This window comes from Ruegeria sp. CDSC054, from assembly GCF_059610645.1.
This window is the reverse complement of the sequence record NZ_JBXWOA010000005.1, coordinates 44,409-64,573: the sequence shown is the minus strand read 5'-3', so window position 1 is coordinate 64,573 and position 20,165 is coordinate 44,409. Positions and strand designations below refer to the sequence as shown.

General features: G+C 58.8%; 18 protein-coding genes. 5 read left to right on the top strand and 13 right to left on the bottom strand.

Annotation, left to right across the window (positions count from 1 at the left end; all coding sequences use genetic code 11):
- Window positions 1–45 precede the first annotated feature (45 nt).
- The 3 genes from AC2FGC_RS11950 (at window position 46) to AC2FGC_RS11940 (ending at window position 4,876) form a co-directional block, all read left to right on the top strand.
- The gene (locus AC2FGC_RS11950; RefSeq protein WP_496782408.1) at window positions 46–3,201 is read left to right on the top strand and encodes a valine--tRNA ligase; all 3,156 of its coding nucleotides are present in this window, start codon (window positions 46–48) and stop codon (window positions 3,199–3,201) included.
- Between the two features lie 139 nt (window positions 3,202–3,340).
- A complete protein-coding gene (locus tag AC2FGC_RS11945; protein WP_496726025.1) occupies window positions 3,341–4,504 on the top strand; it encodes a benzoate/H(+) symporter BenE family transporter in 1,164 nt (387 codons plus the stop codon).
- Between the two features lie 39 nt (window positions 4,505–4,543).
- Window positions 4,544–4,876, top strand: a complete 333-nt coding sequence (locus AC2FGC_RS11940; protein WP_496726024.1) for a DnaJ family domain-containing protein — start codon at window positions 4,544–4,546, stop codon at window positions 4,874–4,876.
- Here AC2FGC_RS11940 and AC2FGC_RS11935 read toward each other — a convergent pair.
- From AC2FGC_RS11935 to AC2FGC_RS11925, 3 genes are all read right to left on the bottom strand, one after another.
- A complete protein-coding gene (locus AC2FGC_RS11935) occupies window positions 4,873–5,244 on the bottom strand; it encodes a VOC family protein (RefSeq protein WP_496726023.1) in 372 nt (123 codons plus the stop codon). The genes AC2FGC_RS11940 and AC2FGC_RS11935 overlap by 4 nt on opposite strands.
- Window positions 5,241–6,023 carry a crotonase/enoyl-CoA hydratase family protein gene (locus AC2FGC_RS11930; RefSeq protein ID WP_496726022.1) on the bottom strand — a complete coding sequence of 261 codons (783 nt, stop codon included), beginning with the start codon at window positions 6,021–6,023 and terminating at the stop codon, window positions 5,241–5,243. Before AC2FGC_RS11930 ends, AC2FGC_RS11935 begins: the two co-directional genes overlap by 4 nt.
- Before the next feature lie 65 nt (window positions 6,024–6,088).
- On the bottom strand, window positions 6,089–7,159 hold the full coding sequence (locus AC2FGC_RS11925; RefSeq protein WP_496768177.1) for an SMP-30/gluconolactonase/LRE family protein: 1,071 nt from the start codon (window positions 7,157–7,159) through the stop codon (window positions 6,089–6,091).
- Between the two features lie 95 nt (window positions 7,160–7,254).
- Between AC2FGC_RS11925 and AC2FGC_RS11920 the strand changes: the two genes are divergently transcribed.
- The gene (locus AC2FGC_RS11920) at window positions 7,255–8,355 is read left to right on the top strand and encodes a pyridoxal phosphate-dependent aminotransferase (protein WP_496782406.1); all 1,101 of its coding nucleotides are present in this window, start codon (window positions 7,255–7,257) and stop codon (window positions 8,353–8,355) included.
- Here the strand turns inward: AC2FGC_RS11920 and AC2FGC_RS11915 are convergent.
- The 6 genes from AC2FGC_RS11915 to AC2FGC_RS11890 all read right to left on the bottom strand — a co-directional run bounded on the left by AC2FGC_RS11915 (window position 8,352) and on the right by AC2FGC_RS11890 (window position 17,135).
- Window positions 8,352–9,548, bottom strand: a complete 1,197-nt coding sequence (locus AC2FGC_RS11915; RefSeq protein WP_496782405.1) for a pyridoxal-phosphate-dependent aminotransferase family protein — start codon at window positions 9,546–9,548, stop codon at window positions 8,352–8,354. The two genes, AC2FGC_RS11920 and AC2FGC_RS11915, sit on opposite strands and share 4 nt — an antisense overlap.
- Window positions 9,549–9,599: 51 nt before the next feature.
- A complete protein-coding gene (gene eda / locus AC2FGC_RS11910; RefSeq protein WP_496726018.1) occupies window positions 9,600–10,232 on the bottom strand; it encodes a bifunctional 4-hydroxy-2-oxoglutarate aldolase/2-dehydro-3-deoxy-phosphogluconate aldolase in 633 nt (210 codons plus the stop codon).
- A 3-nt stretch (window positions 10,233–10,235) separates the two neighbouring features.
- Window positions 10,236–12,041, bottom strand: a complete 1,806-nt coding sequence (gene edd / locus AC2FGC_RS11905) for a phosphogluconate dehydratase (RefSeq protein ID WP_496782404.1) — start codon at window positions 12,039–12,041, stop codon at window positions 10,236–10,238.
- Between the two features lie 2 nt (window positions 12,042–12,043).
- Window positions 12,044–13,489 carry a glucose-6-phosphate dehydrogenase gene (zwf, locus tag AC2FGC_RS11900; RefSeq protein ID WP_496726016.1) on the bottom strand — a complete coding sequence of 482 codons (1,446 nt, stop codon included), beginning with the start codon at window positions 13,487–13,489 and terminating at the stop codon, window positions 12,044–12,046.
- A 117-nt stretch (window positions 13,490–13,606) separates the two neighbouring features.
- Entirely contained in the window at window positions 13,607–15,850 is a 2,244-nt protein-coding gene (ptsP, locus tag AC2FGC_RS11895; protein WP_496782402.1) for a phosphoenolpyruvate--protein phosphotransferase, read from the bottom strand.
- A gap of 46 nt (window positions 15,851–15,896) precedes the next feature.
- The gene (locus tag AC2FGC_RS11890) at window positions 15,897–17,135 is read right to left on the bottom strand and encodes an aspartate kinase (protein ID WP_496782400.1); all 1,239 of its coding nucleotides are present in this window, start codon (window positions 17,133–17,135) and stop codon (window positions 15,897–15,899) included.
- Window positions 17,136–17,300: 165 nt separating this feature from the next.
- Between AC2FGC_RS11890 and AC2FGC_RS11885 the strand changes: the two genes are divergently transcribed.
- Complete coding sequence (locus AC2FGC_RS11885; protein ID WP_496726013.1) at window positions 17,301–17,654, top strand: hypothetical protein; 354 nt, start codon at window positions 17,301–17,303, stop codon at window positions 17,652–17,654.
- Here AC2FGC_RS11885 and AC2FGC_RS11880 read toward each other — a convergent pair.
- The 4 genes from AC2FGC_RS11880 to AC2FGC_RS11865 all read right to left on the bottom strand — a co-directional run bounded on the left by AC2FGC_RS11880 (window position 17,648) and on the right by AC2FGC_RS11865 (window position 20,137).
- Window positions 17,648–18,286: an SDR family NAD(P)-dependent oxidoreductase gene (locus AC2FGC_RS11880; RefSeq protein ID WP_496726012.1), complete on the bottom strand. Its 639-nt coding sequence runs from the start codon at window positions 18,284–18,286 to the stop codon at window positions 17,648–17,650. The genes AC2FGC_RS11885 and AC2FGC_RS11880 overlap by 7 nt on opposite strands.
- A 3-nt stretch (window positions 18,287–18,289) precedes the next feature.
- The gene (locus AC2FGC_RS11875) at window positions 18,290–18,733 is read right to left on the bottom strand and encodes a DUF1178 family protein (protein WP_282120015.1); all 444 of its coding nucleotides are present in this window, start codon (window positions 18,731–18,733) and stop codon (window positions 18,290–18,292) included.
- A gap of 71 nt (window positions 18,734–18,804) precedes the next feature.
- Window positions 18,805–19,269 (bottom strand): NUDIX hydrolase, encoded by a 465-nt coding sequence (locus AC2FGC_RS11870; RefSeq protein WP_496726011.1) that lies wholly within the window; start codon window positions 19,267–19,269, stop codon window positions 18,805–18,807.
- Between the two features lie 124 nt (window positions 19,270–19,393).
- On the bottom strand, window positions 19,394–20,137 hold the full coding sequence (locus AC2FGC_RS11865; protein WP_496726010.1) for an EcsC family protein: 744 nt from the start codon (window positions 20,135–20,137) through the stop codon (window positions 19,394–19,396).
- Window positions 20,138–20,165: the final 28 nt, after the last annotated feature.

Genomic DNA, 20,165 nt, shown 5'->3' with positions numbered 1-20,165 from the left:
CTATTGCAGGCGCTGACCCGAATTTGTTGACGCAGGACGCATCCTATGGCGATGGAAAAGACATTCAACGCGGCCGAGGCTGAGGCCCGCATTTATGAGGCCTGGGAACAGGCCGGGGCCTTCAAGGCAGGCGCGAACAGATCGCGCGACGAAAGCTTTACCATCATGATCCCGCCTCCCAACGTGACGGGCGCATTGCATGTGGGCCACGCGTTCAACAACACCTTGCAGGATATCCTGACCCGCTGGCACCGGATGCGCGGCTTCGACACGCTTTGGCAGCCCGGTCAGGACCATGCCGGTATCGCCACCCAGATGCAGGTCGAAAAGATGCTGGCCGCCACCCAACAGCCCAGCCGAAACGAGCTGGGTCGCGAGGCGTTTCTGGACAAGGTTTGGGAATGGAAGGGCGAATACGGCGGCACGATCATCGAGCAGCTGAAACGTCTTGGCTCCTCCTGTGACTGGTCGCGCAACGCCTTCACCATGGCGGGCGCACCACGCGATCCGCGCACCGGGCATGAAAACTCGGCCAACTTCCACGACGCGGTCATTAAGGTCTTCGTCGACATGTATGAAAAGGGCCTGATCTATCGCGGCAAGCGGTTGGTCAATTGGGACCCGCATTTCGAGACCGCGATCTCGGATCTGGAAGTCGAGAATATCGAAGTCGCCGGCCACATGTGGAACTTCAAATACCCGCTGGCAGGTGGTGAAACCTACACCTATATCGAAAAGGATGAGGACGGGAACGTCGTTTTCGAAGAAGAACGCGATTACATTTCGATTGCCACGACCCGCCCCGAAACCATGCTGGGTGACGGCGCGGTTGCGGTTCATCCGTCGGATGAACGGTATGCGCCAATCGTTGGGAAACTTTGCGAAATCCCGGTTGGTCCGAAAGAGCATCGCCGTCAGGTCCCGATCATCACCGATGACTACCCCGATCCTGATTTCGGCTCGGGTGCGGTGAAGATCACTGGTGCACATGACTTCAACGACAACATGGTCGCCAAGCGCGGCGGCATTCCGATGTACCGCCTGATGGACACCAAAGGCGCGATGCGGGCAGATGGTGCGCCTTACGCCGAAGAGGCGGGCAAGGCGCAGGAATACGCACGTGGTCGCGCGTTCACCGAGAACGAGATCGACGCGATTAACCTCGTTCCCGACCATCTGCGAGGTCTCGACCGGTTCGAGGCGCGCGCGAAAGTGGTCGAAGAGATCAACGCCGACGGTCTGGCTGTGATGACCCGTGCAGATGACCCGGTTCTGGGCACCAAGCTGGGCGAGGATGAAGATCCTGCCGCACTGGTGCCGCTGGTCGAGAGCAAACCGATCATGCAGCCCTTCGGCGACCGCTCGAAAGTTGTGATCGAGCCAATGTTCACCGATCAGTGGTTCGTGGATGCCGAAAAGATCGTCGGCCCCGCGCTGGATGCGGTCAAAGACGGCACGGTCAAGATCATTCCCGAGTCGGGTGAGAAGACCTATTACCACTGGCTGGAAAACATCGAGCCCTGGTGCATCTCGCGCCAGTTGTGGTGGGGGCACCAGATACCGGTTTGGTATGGTCTGGATTTGTCTGCAGAGAAATTCATCGATGACGAAAATGATGGTGACCTGGATCTGGTCGAACTGGGCCGGTTGCTCAATGAAGGTGGCATGTTACACCGTGGCAGCGTCATGGAATGTGCGCCTACTTTTGAGGCGGTCACCGAAAAATTCCTCAATGACAATGCCGACATTCCCAGCCCGCTGAGCCACGCAACTGTTGTTGAAGTTTCAGACAAACACGAGGCGATCCATCGGTTTGCTGAAAGTCTCGCTCAGTATGCCGTCGAACAAGACCCAACCAAACTGATCTATCCGGTCTGGCGCGACCCCGACGTCCTCGACACATGGTTCTCCTCCGGCCTCTGGCCAATCGGCACGCTGGGCTGGCCCGAGCAGACAGATGAGCTGGAACGCTACTTCCCTACGGACGTTCTGATCACTGGCGCGGACATCCTGTTCTTCTGGGTCGCCCGGATGATGATGATGCAACTGGCCGTGATGAACGAGATCCCGTTCCACACTGTCTACCTGCACCAGCTCGTCCGTGACGAGAAGGGCAAGAAGATGTCCAAGACCACCGGCAACGTCATCGACCCGCTGGAAATCGTCGACGAATTCGGCGCCGACGCGCTGCGCTTTACCAACGCTTCGATGGCGGCAATTGGCGGTGTGCTGAAGCTGTCCCGTGAACGCATCACCGGCTACCGAAACTTCGGCACCAAACTGTGGAACGCCGTCCGTTTTGCCGAGATGAACGAGGTCTTCACTGACGCGGTCCCGCAACTGGACGTCACCCACCTGCAGCCTAAAGCCGCCGTAAACCGCTGGATCATCGGCGAAACCGCCCGCGTGCGCGAAGAAGCCGACGCTGCATTGGAAAGCTATCGTTTCAATGATGCCGCCAACGGGCTTTACGCCTTTGTCTGGGGCAAGGTCTGCGATTGGTATGTGGAGTTATCCAAACCCCTGCTGCAAGGCGACGATGCCGAGGCACAGGCCGAGACCCGCGCCACCATGCGCTGGGTTCTGGATCAGTGCATTGTCCTGCTGCACCCGATCATGCCGTTCATCACCGAAGAGCTTTGGGGCCTGACCGGCGACCGCGCTAAAATGGTTGTCCATGCTGACTGGCCGACTTACACAGCCGGCGATTTGATCGACGCTGAAGCGGATCGTGAGATGAACTGGGTGATCTCGGTGATCGAAAACACCCGCTCGGCCCGTGCACAGATGCGGGTTCCAGCCGGCCTCTATGTGCCGATGCTAGTGACCGAGATCAACGCCAATGGCCAAGCCGCGTGGGACCGCAACGAGGCGCTGATTAAACGTCTGGCGCGGATCGACAGCCTGACCAAAGCGGATGAGCTGCCTAAAGGTACGATCTCGATTGCCGCCCCCGGCGCATCTTTCGGCCTACCATTGGCGGATATCATCGACATTGGCGCGGAAAAGGAACGGCTGGAGAAAGCCAAGGGCAAACTGGCCAAGGAACTGGGCGGTCTGCGCGGGCGTCTGAACAACCCGAAATTCGTGGCGTCGGCGCCGGAAGAGGTTGTCGCGGAAGCCAAAGCCAACCTTGCCGCCCGCGAAGAGGAAGAGGCGAAACTGGACGAGGCGCTGGCCCGTCTGGCCGAGATCGCCTGATTTTCCTCTTTTTGTAGGTTCTCGAATTCCCCAAACCCGCCGTTTGCTCGGCGGGTTTTTGTTATGCGGTGACGCATTTCAACTTGTTTTCATCCGCTTCCAATTGTTAGCAAGTTCTGCAGACAGCTCCGAGGACTTCATGGCGCGCCCTTTCCCTCCTGTGCAGACAATTTCGACCGGGCTTGTGGTGGCGGTCGTAGGGTTTTTCAGCTCTTTCCCGATTGTGCTGCAGGGCCTTATTGCAATGGGTGCCTCGGAGGCTGAGGCAGCCTCGGGTTTGATGATGGCCGCGGTTGCAATGGGGGTGACGGCGATTGTGGTCAGCCTTTGGTACCGGCAGCCGATCAGCGTGGCATGGTCAACACCCGGCGCGGCTCTACTGGCGGTCTCAGCGACCCCATTGGTCGGGTTTTCTGACGCAGTTGGTGCATTTCTTTGCGCCGGAGCCCTGACTGTTGTTGCCGGAATGTGGCGTCCGCTTGGACGGCTTGCGGCCGCTATCCCGACAACACTTGCGCAGGCCATGCTGGGCGGGGTTTTGCTGCCCTTGTGCATCATTCCCTTCAAGGCGGCAGTTGAGCTGCCCTGGCAAGCGCTGCCGGTCATTCTGACGTGGTTTATCGCCGGGCGGATCAATCGGTTGATCGCAGTTCCTGCCGCAGTGGTTACCGCGGCAATCGTCGTTGTATTGAACGCCGGTGACGGTTCGGTCCAGCCCGAACATCTGGTCGCCGCCCCTGTCTGGACCATTCCAACATTCTCGGTCGCATCGGCGATCGGGATCAGCATCCCGCTGTTCATCGTCACCATGGCTACGCAAAACATACCCGGCATCGCCGTCATGCGCAGCTTTGGGTATGCGCCAATTGCTGGCAAGTTGTTCTCAGCCGTCGGAGGAGCCAGTATTCTGTCTGCCCCCTTTGGCGCTCCGGCCACGTGCCTTGCCGCGATTACCGCTGCGATGTGTTCAAACGAAGACAGCTACCCGGACCCGAACCAGCGTTACTGGTCAGCGGTTATGGCAGGCCTATTTTACTGCGTCTTTGGCGTCTTTGCCGTGGCGATCACCGGGTTCGCGGCCCACGCCGACCCATTGCTCATGGGCACTCTGACCGGCATTGCCCTGATTGGTGTGATGGCAAATGCGACCTTTGCTGCATTAGAAGTTCCCGCCGAACGCGAAGCGGCGATTCTGACATTCGCCATAACCGCATCAGGAATCACCGTCTTCGGCCTGGGCGCTGCAGTCTGGGGTTTGGCCGCAGGTGGTATCGCCTATCTGGTTACCAACCGATCCAGATGACAGCTTTCCCCCGCTGTGCTGGTCGAGTAGTATGAACCTATGTTTGGATCGCTCGGAAAACTGGTCGAACGCCAGATCAAAAAGGCGCGAGCCGAAGGTCAGTTAGAGGGGCTGGAGGGCGAAGGCCAGCCGCTGCCTGACCGTTCGTCCGAGGCACAGACCGATCCGGCCGTCGCCGCCGGTCATCGGATCATGGCGCAAGCAGGCGTTCTTCCCGAAGAGTTCAGCATCAAGAAAGAGTTGGATGCCGCGCGCAAAACCTATGCGTCGCAGTCCGACGCTGACGAGCGTAAGGTGACTATGGCTAAGATCGCCGAGCTTGAGATGAGATACAATATGGCCCGCGATGCACGACGGGCTTTTATGCGTTAATTGCCGGGCGTAAATGCCTTGCTTGACACGGAAATCGAGTTTCCCGACGGATCCTTGGCATTCGCGAAACTGTAGCCGTCCGCCGTGTGGATCGAACCAAATTTCAGCCCGTGCTGCGCGGCTTGTCTGCAAAACCCAGCAACGTCCACGACATCAAAAACAATTTTGACCGCTGCTTGCCCCTGCCGGGCGGCCTTGCTGGCCGGATGCAACAACAAGCGCAAGCCGTTTTCGTCCGGCACAAGCTCTACAATCCGGTCCCCTTCGAGTTGGCGGGCAGCATAACCAAAATGCGTCTCATAGAAATGCACCATCTTGTCGATATCCTTGGTGTACAGGATCAATCGTGTGACAGGCGCCGAGATCATTTGAACTCTGGCTTGCGACCTTGCAAATTCGCCGCAATGACCTCCATCTGATCCGGTTTGCCGATCAGCTCCGCCTGCTCTGATGACTCCTCCAGCAGCACCTCTGTGCGAGGCTTGGCTTCCGCAACCTCTATCAGGCGCTTGGCCGCGCGGATGGCCGAAGGGCTTTGACCAGCGATGTCTTCGGCCAAGGCCAATGCCTCGGTCAGTGGGTCATCCGACAGTTTGGTAACCAGCCCCCAGTCCGCCGCCTGCGCGGCACCGATGGGGCGGGCCGAATAGGTCAACAGGCGTAAAACATCCGACCGGACCAGCTTGGGCAGCAGAACCATCCCGCCCATGTCGGGGATCAGACCCCACTTCATCTCCATCACGGCGAATTTAGCCTCGGGATGTGCTATCCGGATGTCAGCGCCCAGCGCAAGTTGCAAACCGCCGCCATAAGCAACACCCTGAATGGCACAAATGACGGGAACGGGCACGCGTTGCCAAACCAAGGCAACTTCCTGCACTTCATTGGCGTCCTTGTGGCTGCGGGTCATCAACCATTCGGTCGGGTCCGTTTGCGCCATGCTCGCAAAGCTGGCCATGTCCAGACCCGCGCAAAAGCTTTTGCCTTCACCCGATAGCACCACCGCACGGGCATCCGAGGCAGCGACCTCCTGCCCCGCAGAAATGATGGCCTTTATCATCGCATCATCCAGCGCATTCATCTTGTCGCCGCGCGTCAGAGTTACGTGCGCGATGTGATTTTTGTATTCGACGGATACTCGTGACATCTCAGGCCTCTCAATTCCGGTTAGGGGTACAATGCCCCGATGGATCAGGCAGTTCCACCTCAACGTTAGGGCAGATTTGACGCAGGCATGCGCCCGAACCAGGGCGAATCCAATGTCATGACGTAGAAATGTCCCCCGGCCAACTTGCCACCCGTGGTGATGCCCAGCCGACCCCCGGGGTCTTGCAAGGTCTGCAGGATGTTCCCGTCGCCGTCAAACTGCACCATCATCCCGCGATGGATCGGCGCAGGCCGCACCGTCGGCCCCAGTCGCCAGATCACCTTGCGCAAGAACGGGTATGGCATCAGTGCCTCGCTCGGCACGCGCGGGCTGGCAAATGCCATCCAATACGTACCATCGCCCTGTGCCTCGATGTTGTCGGGATAGCCTGGGAGATTGTCCATCAGGACCTCTTGCTGCCCGACCTTCGGGCCTGTCAGCCAAAGCTTGTGCACTCTGGCGCGCCCGGTTTCGGCGATCAGCAGAAAATCCTCACTCGGCGACAATGCGACGCCGTTCGTATAGACAAAGCCTTCGGCCAGTTTCTCGGTCGTGCCATCGGGCGCGTGGCGGGCAACGTAACCTGTGTCCGATTGCTCCCAGATGGTCAGAACCGAGGTCGGTTTGGTTCCACCCATCGTTTCTGGATCGAACCGATCAGACGAGTTTGAGAAATAGATCGCCCCGTCCTGCGCCACGTCCAATTGATTGGCATAGATCACTGGCGCGCCGTCTATCTCGGACACGACTGGCTGCAGCGTTCCGGGGCCGGTCCATCGCATGATGCCGCGGAAGCTGTCGGCGATGTAAAGCACCCCATCCGGACCGACCGTCAGGCCCAAGGGCCGACCACCGAGGTCGTCAACTTTCACCGGGACCTCGCCGTCTATCTGGTATAGAGCCCCGGACAGGCTGGTCGTGTAGACGGACCCGTCGGGCATGATGGCAATGTCTTCGGGGCCTTTCTCACCGTCAGGCAACGAGATCAGCTCCAGCTGGTCCAACGCATTGTTCTCCGCAAAGTCACCAGTGAAACCCGGTGCTTCGGGTGGGGTCCATGCCACCGGTTGAACCGGGACCGGCCAGAAAACCAGATAGGCGAGGCCGACAATCAACAAGCCCAAAACAATGCGCATGCGCGCTCCTCCCTTTAATCGTTACGCGAACAATGCGGAGCAGCATCCTGCAACGCAAGCTTGCCTGTCGTATGACCTTACGTTTATCTGCCCCCATGACAGAGCCACGCTATACCCCGCTTGCCCAATCCCTGCCTGCAACTGTGCCGTTTGTTGGCCCCGAAACGCAGGAACGCCAGCGTGGCGCGCCATTTGTGGCGCGGCTGGGCGCAAATGAAAGCGTGTTTGGGCCCTCTCCGCGCGCCATAGCGGCAATGACAGAAACGGGGATCTGGATGTATGGCGATCCGGAAAACCACGATCTGCGTGCCGCATTGGCGGATCACCATGGGGTCGGGTCGGAAAACATCGTGGTTGGCGAAGGCATTGACGGACTGTTGTGTTACCTGGTGCGGCTACTGGTCGGATCCGGAGACGCGGTTGTCACCTCAGATGGGGCATACCCGACCTTCAACTACCATGTGGCTGGTTTCGGGGGGACACTCCACAAGGTGCCATATCGCGACGACCACGAGGACCCGGCGGCGCTGTTTGCCAAGGCGGGTGAAGTGGATGCCAAGCTGGTGTATCTGGCTAATCCTGACAACCCGATGGGTAGCTGGCATTCCGGAGCGGATATCGTGGCGGCGCTGGACGATCTGCCTGACGGGTGCTTGCTTGTATTGGACGAGGCCTATGTGGAATGTGCGCCTGAAGGCACCGCCGCCCCAGTGGCAGCAGACGATCCGCGGGTGATCCGGATGCGAACTTTTTCCAAGGTGTACGGCATGGCGGGCGCGCGTGTTGGCTATGCCATCGGCGCACCCGGCCTGATTTCAGCCTTCAATAAGGTGCGCAACCATTTCGGAATGAACCGAGCCGCGCAGGCCGGTGCGCTGGCCGCACTGAATGATGCCGAGTGGCTAAATCATGTTCAGACCAAGATTACCGAAGCGCGTGACCGGATTGGCCATATTGCACGAGAAAATGGTTTGGCGCCCTTGCCCTCGGCCACCAACTTCGTTGCCATTGATTGCGGGAAGGATGGAGCCTTTGCCAAGGCGGTTCTGGACTCGCTGGTTGCGCAGGGCATTTTCGTGCGTATGCCCTTTGCCGCCCCGCAAAATCGCTGCATCCGCGTCAGCTGTGGCGAGGCAGCCGATCTGGATGCTTTTGCCACAGCATTGCCAAAAGCGCTTGCCGAGGCGCGGCGTTAGGTCTTCGACGCAAGCACCGCAGCTGCAGCTTCTAATGCGCCTTTGCCGCGAGGGATATCTAGTGCGGCCATGGCTGTTTCCACACCGCCCAACGTAGCCATAACCATCTGGCCGTTGACGTGACCCATATGGCCAAGACGGAAGCATCCGTCCCAGTCGTCCATCCCCAGACCAATACCAAGGGTCAACCCCAGTTGGTTTTCAGTGAACTTGCGCAATGGCGTGCCGCGCTCCTCGGTCAGTCGCAAGGCGGTGACAGCGTGGCTGCGATGTAGACGATCAGCGGAATTCAGATGCAGCGCGCCACCTAGCGCCCAAATTTCACACGCTTCCCAGATCGCCGTGGCAAGGCGTTCGTGACGCGCCCAAACCTGTTCCATCCCCTCGGCATGGATCATGTTTAAGGCCGCGCGCAAACCGTAGAGGTGATGGGTTGGCGCGGTGCCATTAAAATACTGATAGAACAGCTCGGGGTTGGATCGTGGCTGCCAGTCCCAGTATTGCGATACACGCGGCATAGCGGCCCGTTTGGCCTGTGCCTTGTCATTGAAGAAGACAAAGCCGGTGCCAGCGGGTGTCATCAGCCCCTTCTGGCAAGCCGTAACCGTAACATCGACGCCCCAGGCATCCATTTCGAACCGGTCACACCCCAGCGAGGCAATGCAATCCGCCATCAAAAGTGCCGGGTGGTCCAGATCGTCCAACAAGGCGCGTAGTGCTGGAATGTCGTTCCGGATTGAGCTTGACGTGTCCACATGAACGGCCAGTACCGCCTTGATCATGTGGGCTTTGTCGTCACGCAATGCCTCGGCAATACGGTCGAAGTCCCATGCCGAGGACGAGCCGAAGTCGATCAATTGAACCTTGGCGCCGATACCCTCGGCCATCTCGGCCCAGCCATGGGTAAATCGGCCAGATGCGGGGGCTAGAACCGTTTCACCGGGTGCGATGACGTTGGACAGCGCGGCCTCCCACGTTCCGTGGCCGTTAGAGATATAGATAGCAACATTATGCTCGGTCCGCGCCACGCGACACAGATCGCGGGTCAGCGACGGCATCATCTCGATCAGCTCGCCCTCGTAGATATTCGGTGACGGGCGGTGCATGGCTTGCAACACCGCGTCTGGAATGACCGAAGGTCCTGGAATCGCCAGATATTCGCGCCCTTGCGCCAGGGAAATGGAGTTTGTCATGGGATCAACCTGTATGAATTGACGCCCACCCTAGCGCAGCTTTAAGCGGCGTCAATCCATCAGCTTGGAGGCCGCGCGCGCAAGGTTTTCGATACCGGCCCAATCCCCATCAATGACCATCTTTTTCGGCGCAACCCAGCTTCCGCCCGCGCAAACCACATTGGACAAGGACAGGTAATTCTTTGCATTTTCGGGCGACACACCACCGGTCGGGCAAAACTTGATTTGCGGCAACGGTGCGCCGATCGCCTTCAACGCCGGTGCACCACCCGATGCTTCGGCCGGGAAGAACTTGAGCATGTCATAGCCCTTTTCCAACAGACGCATCGCCTCACTGGCTGTGGCGGCGCCGGGCAACAAGGGCAGGCCTTCGGCCTCGCAGGCCGCGATCAAAATGTCGGTGGCACCGGGCGAGACCCCGAATTGCGCGCCTGCCTCTTTCGCGGCGCACACATCTTCGGGCGTTACCAAAGTTCCTGCGCCGACGACGCCGCCCGGCACATCCGCCATCGCGCGGATCGCGTCTAGTGCAGCAGGTGTGCGCAGAGTAACCTCAAGCGCGGGCAGGCCACCTGCGACAAGCGCCTCGGCCAATGGGCGCGCCTGAGCCACGTCATCGACGACAAGAACAGGAACAATGGGCGCAAGTGCGCAGATTTCACGCGTGCGTTGGGTTTTGGACATGGGTCAAACTCCGAAAATACTGGCGCCGGTGTCTGCTGATCCGACATTTTGGCGGAAGGTAGCGAAAAGGTCACGCCCCACGCCGTGTTGGTTGGCCGACAAATCAGCAGTGGCAGGGGCACGGTCCAGAACCCCGGGGGTCAGAATCTCCAACTCACCCTTCACCGCATCGACGCGCAAGATGTCGCCATCCTGCAGGTAAGCGATCGGCCCACCATCCAGCGCCTCGGGGCAGACATGGATCGCCGCAGGGACTTTGCCGGACGCGCCGGACATACGACCATCGGTTACAAGCGCCACCTTTTGGCCGCGACCCTGCAAGATCGACAGGATCGGCGTCAGCGAGTGTAGCTCGGGCATGCCATTTGCCTTGGGTCCCTGGAACCGGACAACAACGATGACGTCGCCGGTGAACTCTCCGGCCTTGAACGCAGCTTTTGCTTCGTCCTGATCATGGAAAACGCGTACAGGCGCTTCGACAACCTGATGTTCCGGGGCGACGGCCGAAACCTTCATCACGCCGGTGCCCAAATTGCCGGTTAGGCGCGACAACCCACCAGTAGGTTGGAACGGGTCTTTCGCCGGGCGGACGATTTTTTCGTTCAGGCTGTGGCCAGCCCCGTCTTCCCAAACCAGCTCACCGTTCTTCAGCTTCGGTTCTTTAGTGTAATTCTGCAGACCCTGCCCCGCGACGGTCAGAGTGTCAGGGTGCAACAGCCCGTCTTCCAGTAGCGTTCCAATGCAGTATCCAAGACCACCAGCTGCGTGGAAGTGGTTCACGTCTGCCAGACCGTTCGGATAAACCCGCGCAACCAGAGGCACCACGGCGGAAATGTCCGAAAAATCCTGCCAATCCAGCACGATACCACCTGCGCGCGCCATTGCGATCAGATGGATCAGCAGGTTGGTCGACCCACCCGTGGCCATCAGACCCACGATGCCGTTCACAAACGCCCGCTCATCCAGCACCTGATAGACCGGTGTATAGCGGTTGCCCAGCGCACTCAGTGACAGCGCGCGGCGCGCGCCTTCCTCGGTCAGTGCGTCCCGCAGAGGCGTGTTGGGGTTCACAAAGCTGGAGCCCGGCAGGTGCAGGCCCATGAATTCCATCAGCATCTGATTGGTGTTCGCGGTGCCATAAAAAGTACAAGTGCCCGGTCCGTGATACGCGGCCATTTCCGCAGCCATGAGCTCGTCGCGGCCGATTTCTCCGGCGGCGAATTTCTGGCGAATCTTGGCTTTTTCATCGTTGGGCAAACCGCTGGTCATCGGTCCTGCTGGCAGGAAAACAGCGGGCAGATGGCCGAACGCCTGTGCACCAATGACCAGACCGGGCACGATCTTGTCACAGACGCCTAAGAAAACGGCCGCATCGTAGGTATTGTGGCTCAGCGCTACTCCAGTCGCCAGGGCAATCACGTCGCGGGAAAACAGAGACAACTCCATTCCCGCCTCGCCTTGGGTGACCCCATCACACATGGCTGGTACACCGCCCGCGACCTGTGCGGTGCCGCCCGCTTTGCGGATCGCGTCTCGGATCAATCCGGGATAACGCTCGAACGGCTGGTGCGCGGAAAGCATGTCATTATAGGCGGTCACAATGCCCAGGTTCCCGGCCGTACCGGTGACCATGGATTGCTGATCTTCACCCGCGCCGGCATAGGCGTGGGCTTGGCCGCTGCAAGACAAATGCGCGCGCGCCGGTCCCTTGGATCGGGCATGTTCCATACGCTCAATATGCGGGCCGCGCAGTTCGGCGCTGCGGTCGATGATGCGTTGTGTGACGTCGGTGATGACTGATTGTACCATGATTACCCTCCGATCTGACGCCAGCGGCGCCCATCGCGATGCATCAGCATCAGCGCTTCTTCTGGGCCGGAACTGCCCTGATCATATTTCGCGGGGCGATCTCCACGCTCTTCCCAACTGTGAATAATGGGATCAACCCAGGCCCAGGCGGCCTCTGCCTCGTCCCCGCGCATGAACAGTGTTTGGTCGCCACGAATGACATCCATGATCAGTCGTTCATAAGCGTCCGGCGACTGGGCCTCATCACCCAGTGCATCGGCAAAGCTCATGTCCAGCGCCACGTCGGACAAGCGGAAGCCGCCTTGCCCCGGTTCTTTGATCGTGGTGCGCAGTGTGATGCCCTCGTCCGGTTGCAGGCGGATCACCAGCACATTGCCGTGCAGCGGGCCGACATTGGGAAAGATCGTATGCGGCGGATCCCGGAAAAACACCGCGATTTCGGATTCGCGGGCACGCAGGCGTTTTCCGGTTCGCAGATAGAATGGTACGCCCGCCCAGCGCCAGTTGCCGATATGGGCCTTAAGAGCGATGTAGCTTTCGGTGCGGCTTGCGGGGTTACCAACATGATCCAAGTAACCGTCGCCGCCCTTGCTCGAACGATATTGACCGCGTGCGATGTCAGACGGCGCAACAGGCTCCAGCGCCTCGATCACCTTGACCTTCTCGTCCCGCACGGCGTTGGGCGAAAATTTGGACGGAGGTTCCATCGCAGTCAGACACAGAAGCTGAACAAGGTGGTTCTGCACCATATCCCGCATCGCACCGGACTGATCGTAATAGGCCCCGCGCCCTTCGACGCCAACAGTCTCGGCCACGGTAATTTGAACGTGATCGACATGTGTCGCGTTCCAGAGAGGTTCGAACAGGGAATTTGCAAAGCGCAGCGCCATCAGGTTCTGCACCGTTTCCTTTCCCAAATAGTGGTCGATCCGATATATCTGGTGCTCTTCAAAGCAGGCTCGCAGCCCGGAGTTCAGCGCCCGGGCTGACGCGAGGTCGTGGCCAAAGGGTTTTTCGACCACGATACGGCTGTCAGGGGTCGCCAAACCATGATCGCTCAGCCGTTTTGCGATGCCCGAGAAAAGGCTGGGACCAACTGACAGGTAGAAGGCGCGTACCACGTCAGGACGCAAGGTGTTGGCAAGATCTTTCCAGCCAGAATCTCCCATTGCGTCAACGGGAACATATTCAACATGGCTTAGAAACTGATCCAGAACGTCCTTTTTGAATGCAGGCGCAAATTCTTTCATCGAGGCGCGTATTTGGTCCCGGAACCCGTCGCTGTCCATGTCGGACCGCGCTGTGCCGATAATCTTTGCGTCTTCGGGCATCTGACCGACTTCGAACCGATGATAGAGCCCGGGTAAGATCTTGCGCTGCGCCAGATCACCGGTCGCGCCGAATAGCACCAGATCGAACGGGTCTACCGGGATTACGCGTGAAACCATCTATGGGCTCCTTCAAATCTGCTGGCATCACTTAGGCGCAGTTATCACTGGTCCTTGTGATGCAAGCATTGTTACCGCTAACATTCAGGCACTGAATAGGGAAGCACAACTGGAAAATCAACCCTGATTCCGCAACCACTCCATTACCGAGGATCGAACCGATTGGTCTCCGCGATGACGGGCGTCGGCAATGATCTTACGCAGTGACTGCAGGTCGGCACGCAACAACACGCTTTTGACCGGGCCAATCGACGCCGGGCGCATTGACAAGGTCCGAATACCCATGGCTGCCAGACACAGTGCCTCAACCGGTCGCCCGGCATCCTCGCCACAGAAAGACAACGGCGTGTTCGAGATATTGCAGCGCTCGACAATCCGTTCGATGAAGGTCAGGAAGCTGACGTTCAGCGTGTCATAACGTCGGCGCACCAGCTCGTTTTCGCGGTCAGCGGCAAAAAAGAACTGTTTCAGGTCGTTGCCCCCGATCGAGACGAAATCCACCTCGTCAAAGAACTTCTGCGGGGCAAAGGCGAGAGATGGCGTTTCCAGCATTGCGCCAACTTCGATCGATTCTGGCAGCACATGACCAAGACGCTTTTCGCGTTCGATGGTCTTGTTCACTTCCCAACGTGCCTCACGGTATTCTTCGGCCTGCGCCACAAACGGGAACATGATTGTCAAAGGCCGCCCATTGGCTGCACGCATCAACGCCTGCAACTGCATCCGCATCACGCCGCGTTTGTCCAGACCAACGCGAATAGCGCGCCAGCCCAAAGCCGGGTTCGGCTCTTCGACGTGCTTCATATAGGGCAGAACTTTATCCGACCCGATATCCAGTGTGCGGAACACAACGCGCATGTCGCCAGCAGCATCCATTACGCGTTGATACTGTGTCACAAGCTCGGACCGCTTGGGCATCTGATTGCGGATCAGGAACTGAAGCTCGGTGCGGAACAGGCCCACACCCTCGGCCCCGGAATTTCCCAGCGACGGCAGATCGGCCATCAGGCCCGCGTTCATAACCAGATTGATCCGCTCACCATCGCGCGTCACTGTCGGAGTATCGCGGATCGAGGCATAGCGTTCCTGCGCTTTGGCCTGCATAGCGATTTTATCGCGAAACGCGGAAACAACCGTATCTTCCGGACGCAGTTGGACCATGCCCTGATCGCCATCGACCAGAATATGATCTCCGTTCAACGCCTCGGTCGTGATGTGCCCAACGTGAACCACTAGTGGAATTGCAAGGGCGCGGGCCACAATCGTGGCGTGGCTACCGACCGAGCCTTCCTCAAGAACGATCCCTTTCAACGAGCGACCATATTCCAACAGATCCCCAGGCCCGATATTTCGGGCAACCAGAATCGGATCCGGTGGCAAGTCGGCCCCGTTAGTGCCCCCCTGCCCGGTCAGAATCCGCAGCAGCCGGTTGCTGAGGTCATCCAGATCTGCCAGCCGTTCCCGCAGATAGGGGTCGGTAACCTGCCCCATGCGGGCGCGGGCTTGCGATTGTTCTTTCTCAACCGCCGCTTCGGCGCTAAGGCCGAGGGCAATATCCTCCTCCATCCGGCGCATCCAGCCTTTGGAATTGGCGAACATGCGATAGGCTTCCAGAACCTGCAATTGTTCCGTGTCACCGCCCTGCGAAATCTCAAGCATCTTGTCGACACCCACGCGCAGCTCATCCACGGCTTCGTTCAGACGTTCGCGTTCGCGATGGGGATCGTCGGCAATCGGGTTGGTGACGACAACACGGGGTTCATGCAACCAGACATGCCCTTCGGCAGATCCTTCCTGTGCTGGTCCCCCCTCAAATTGCACCGATTGCTGGTGCCGGGGTGAAAGCGCTGCGCCCTCGCCCACAAAGGCACCAAGCTCGGTCATCTCGGCCAGAACCATGGCGACCACTTCCAACGCATAGACCTCGTCAGCAGAGTACACGCGCGCATCACGGGATTGAACGACCAGTACGCCCAGCTTTTCACCCAAACGCTGGATCGGCACCCCAATGAAGGACGAGAACCTCTCTTCGCCGGTTTCCGGCATGTACCGAAACCCTTTGGTCGAAGGCGCGTCGGCGGTGTTCACGACCTTGCCGGATTGCGCAACATGACCCACAAGCCCTTCACCCAACCGCATACGTGTTTTGTGAACCGCCTCTGGCGACAACCCTTCAGTCGCGCAAAGCTCAAGGGTGTCGGCATCCCGGAACAGGTAGATCGAGCACACCTCGGCCCGAATACTGTCGGCAATCAGATGCGTGATCCGGTCAAGACGTTCCTGACCGGCGGCTTCACTCGCCATCTCTTCGCGCAGCCGCCCCAGCAGCTTGCGGGATTCAGTTTCGGTGCCTTCCGCCATATCCCACCCAAATTACGGAATCAGGCGAGACCTTTGGCTGAAATGCTCAGGCCGCCTTGTCCAATTCAAAGGCATCATGCAGTGCCTGAACAGCAAGTTCCATGTATTTCCTGTCGATAAGGACGGAAATTTTTATCTCGGAGGTTGTAATGACCTTGATATTGATCCCCTCATCCGAGAGTATCTTGAACATCTTGGCCGCCACGCCCGACTGCGAGCGCATACCGATACCCACGACCGAGACCTTGCAGACATCCTGATCCGCGACCAGTTCGGCATAATTCAACTCACCCGCATCCTTGATCGCCAGCAATGCCTGTTCGGCGCGGGCCACCTGATCGGTGGGGCAGGAAAAGGTCATGTCCGTGCGCCCTTCGTCCGAGATGTTCTGCACGATCATATCGACATTCACGCCCGCATCGCTAAGCGCGGTAAAAATGATCGACGCGATGCCCGGGCGGTCAGCCACCGAGACAACGGTCATCTTGGCTTCGTCGCGGGAATAGGCCACACCGGCCACAACATTGGATTCCATGATATCCTCCTCATCGCAGACCAGCGTACCAGCCTCGTCGGATTGTTCCTCAAAACTTGAGAGAACGCGCAGTTTCACCTTATACCGCATCGCCAATTCGACCGAGCGGGTTTGCAGCACCTTTGCCCCCAACGAGGCCAATTCCAGCATTTCCTCGAACGAAATACGGTCCAGCTTGCGTGCCTTCTCGCAGATGCGCGGGTCGGTGGTATAGACACCGTCAACATCCGTGTAGATGTCGCACCGCTCGGCACCGAAGGCGGCGGCAAATGCCACGGCGGTGGTGTCCGACCCACCTCGGCCCAGGGTCGTGATACGGCCTTCCGGGCTGATGCCCTGAAAGCCTGCGACAACAGCAACTTTCATGCCCTCGCCAAATTTCTGGTTCAGGTTATCGGTCGGGATTTCCTCGATCCGGGCCTGGCTGTGGGCACTCGTGGTCAACAGCGGAACCTGCCAGCCCTGCCAGCTGCGGGCCGGGACATCCATTTCCTGCAACGTCAACGCCATCAGGCCAGCGGTGATATTCTCACCCGAGGAAACGACGGCATCATATTCCCGCGCATCGTACAACGGTGATGTTTCATCGACCCAGCCCACAAGCTCGTTTGTCTTGCCGGACATCGCCGAGACGATGACGATCACGTCATAGCCCTTCGCCACTTCGACGCCGATGCGCTTGGCTGCGCGGCGGATACGGTCAAGGTTGGCAACCGAAGTGCCGCCAAATTTCATCACGAGTAAGGGCATGGGGGCAAGTGTCTCCGCGCCTTGGATTTCTGGTCCCGTGCGTCTTATGCGAGGGGGGCCGCAAGGGCAAGAGTTCAAAACCAATCGGATGGCCGCACCTGATCGCTTTACAACCGACCAAGAGGCTGTCAGCCTGCAACTCGCATTTATTCCCAGAGGTTCTCCATGATCCGCGCTGCCGCAGCCCTCGTCCTTTTATCCTCATCCGCCTTTGCACAGGTCTCAACGCTGGCTGCAACCGACGGCAAGAATGCACTGGGCACGGTGCCCTGTGCCAAAGCCGGTGCAGCGCTAAGCAGCTGCCACGCCGAACTGCGCCACCATGACGACGGTACCACGACCTTGGCAGTGGGGCTGGGCGGCGCCGAAGTACGCAGCATCTATTTCACCGATGGCGTACCGACCTCCAGCAGCTCACCTGCCCGGATCAGTCACGAAACACGGGGTGACCTGACAGTGGTCTTCATCGACCCCGATGAAGTTTACGAAATCCCCACGGCGGCTTTGAAACGTCAATAAGCGTGCGGCTGACCGTCCCAGGTTTCAAAACACCCGGTTGTGGCAAGTGACAATGCCCCAAAGCGGTCAAGCAGCCCGTCGGCAGCCTGATCAACTGTGATCTCAGCCTGAGTGCCCCCCATATCCGTCTGCACCCAACCCGGATGGTAGATGCCAACTGCGACTCCATCCGCGCGCAGATCCGTCGCCAGATTGCGCCCCAGATTCAGAGCCGCCGCTTTGGACGCGCGATAGATATAGCTGCCACCGGGCGCGCGCGTATGCGACGCCATCTGGGACGACAGGATCGCAACCTTGCCCGGCGCAGCCCGAAGGTTGGGCAAAAGCGCCTGCACGGTCAGGAAGACGCCCGTTACGTTCGTCGCAAAACTCTGCGCCCACATGTCGGCAGGATAGCCATCAATGCCGTGGCCTTTGTCCAGATAAACCCCGGCGTTGCAGATCAACAGATCAACCGGGCGATCTGCCAGCCCTTCGGCCATAGCAGCCTGCTGCGCCGGGTCGGTTACATCCAGCACGACCTGCGCGCTGGTGTCCCGGGCGGTTCCGGTAACGTCATGCCCCTGCGCGCGGTAACGACCCGCCAGAGCTTGTCCAATTCCGCGATTAGCCCCGGTGATAACGATATGCATGGGTCAGTTCGTTTTACGGGTGGGTAGGAAAGGAAGCGGCGAAACCGGCACGCCATCGTCAATCAGCGCTTTGGCCTCATCGGGCTTGGCTTCGCCATAAATCGCGCGTTCGGGCGCATCGCCCAAATGAATCTTACGCGCCTCTTTGGCAAAGTCCTTACCGACATAGTCCGAGTTTTCCTCGACCTTGCGGCGCAGATCGGCCAGCACCTTCTCGATATCTGGCGACGGGGTCGCGACATCCACCTGTTTGCTTTGTGGTTCAGTTGTCTGAGCATTGCGAGCCGGACGAACGCGAGGGGTCATGATGGCCTTATCTACTTGCGCGTCACCACACACAACGCAGGTCACCATACCTGCGGAGGCGAGTTTGTCGTAAGCGGCTGCCGATTGAAACCAACTGTCAAATGTATGGTCGCGGCTGCATTTCAGCGAATATTGAATCATGGTCCGTCCATTTTCCGGTAGGCAAATAGATACCGACAGACATGGCAAGATCAAGCCCTTCGCAAGGCGAGTCAGTGTAGAATTGGGCCAAGACGGCGTAACAAAAGGGACAGTTCACGCGATTTCACCAGAGAGGCCGCTTTTTTAGGCGAAACCCACTTTCGCTTTCGTTGGGCCCATTCAGGAAATTCAGGCGCAATCGACGTAACACAGAGGGGAAAGACATCCACCAGACAAACCATGGGGCTCATACCCGAGCGGGATTTCAGGTATGTGAAACGGCCCATGGGCTTGTTTGCACAATCGCCTTTAACCCCAGCCTCTTCCCAAGCTTCTCGTCTGGCGGCTTGCGACGGTGTCATATCCTCGATCAGCCAGCCCTTCGGTATGATCCAGCGCTTGGATTTGCGCGTTGTGATCAGCAAAACCCTGAGCTTTCCGTGTTTGATGCGATAGCATAGGGCTGCCGATTGATGCTTAAGTCGCAGGTGCTGTTCGCTTCCCTGCAGACACGTCGGTTGCCTCGCACCGATCACGCCGCACCACCTTTCAAACTGCTTTCATCCTCAATCGCCGACCTTTGAGGTTTTTATACATTTAGCGGCCGGCTGGGGTCAGAATACCATATGGTGCGGTTTCTTCCAAGAGTTTAGACAGGCTTCAGACCCGAGCAGCCAATTTCCGAACCAGATCTTCATGCGGGATATCGGCATCGATTGCCAGTCGCCGCAACCCGAAGTGAACGCGCGCCACCTGTTGATAATATCGGGTGTAGACGTAGTTTGTTCCACCACCTGCGATCGCACCCAGGACCGGTATCGATTGCGCTGCCAGCTTCTGGCCCAGTACAATGGACAGTCGCGGCGCTACCGCTGCAATCAGCTTTTGCATCGCAGGGCCAGTCAACGTCAGGCGGACCGAAAAGAAACCTAGATCGGCGCCATCGTCAAAAGACAGAGGTCCGGCTGCAGATAGGACCCGAACGCAATCAAATTTGACGCCTTCTTCGGACGGATCGAACCCTTCGCGGAACGCCGCACCCTGAATGGCACGCAACAGCATGGCCGTTGTTGCAGGCAATTCCATCAGGGCAGTCGACACGCCACCCATGCCGCCAGCAGCCCCCATCGCCGTTGCGACAGCGGTGTTGACCCAGGGCTTTTGATCAGGAACAGCCCGGCGAGACCCCTCGGCTGCATGCATCGCTAGCCAAAGCGCCTGTTCCGTGGCCCCTGTAAGCCCCTCCCGCACAGATACAGGAAGTTGTTCCAGTAGCGATTCCGCCGAACCTCCCAAACTGTTCAACAGTTTAACGCCCGGGCCTCCGGCTGTTCTGCAATATTTGGCCAACCGATCCAATTCAGCATCGGTATCCAGCTTTTCGACTAGAAGCACGTCCTGCATTTAAGCCCTCCTGCCGTTAAACATCGGG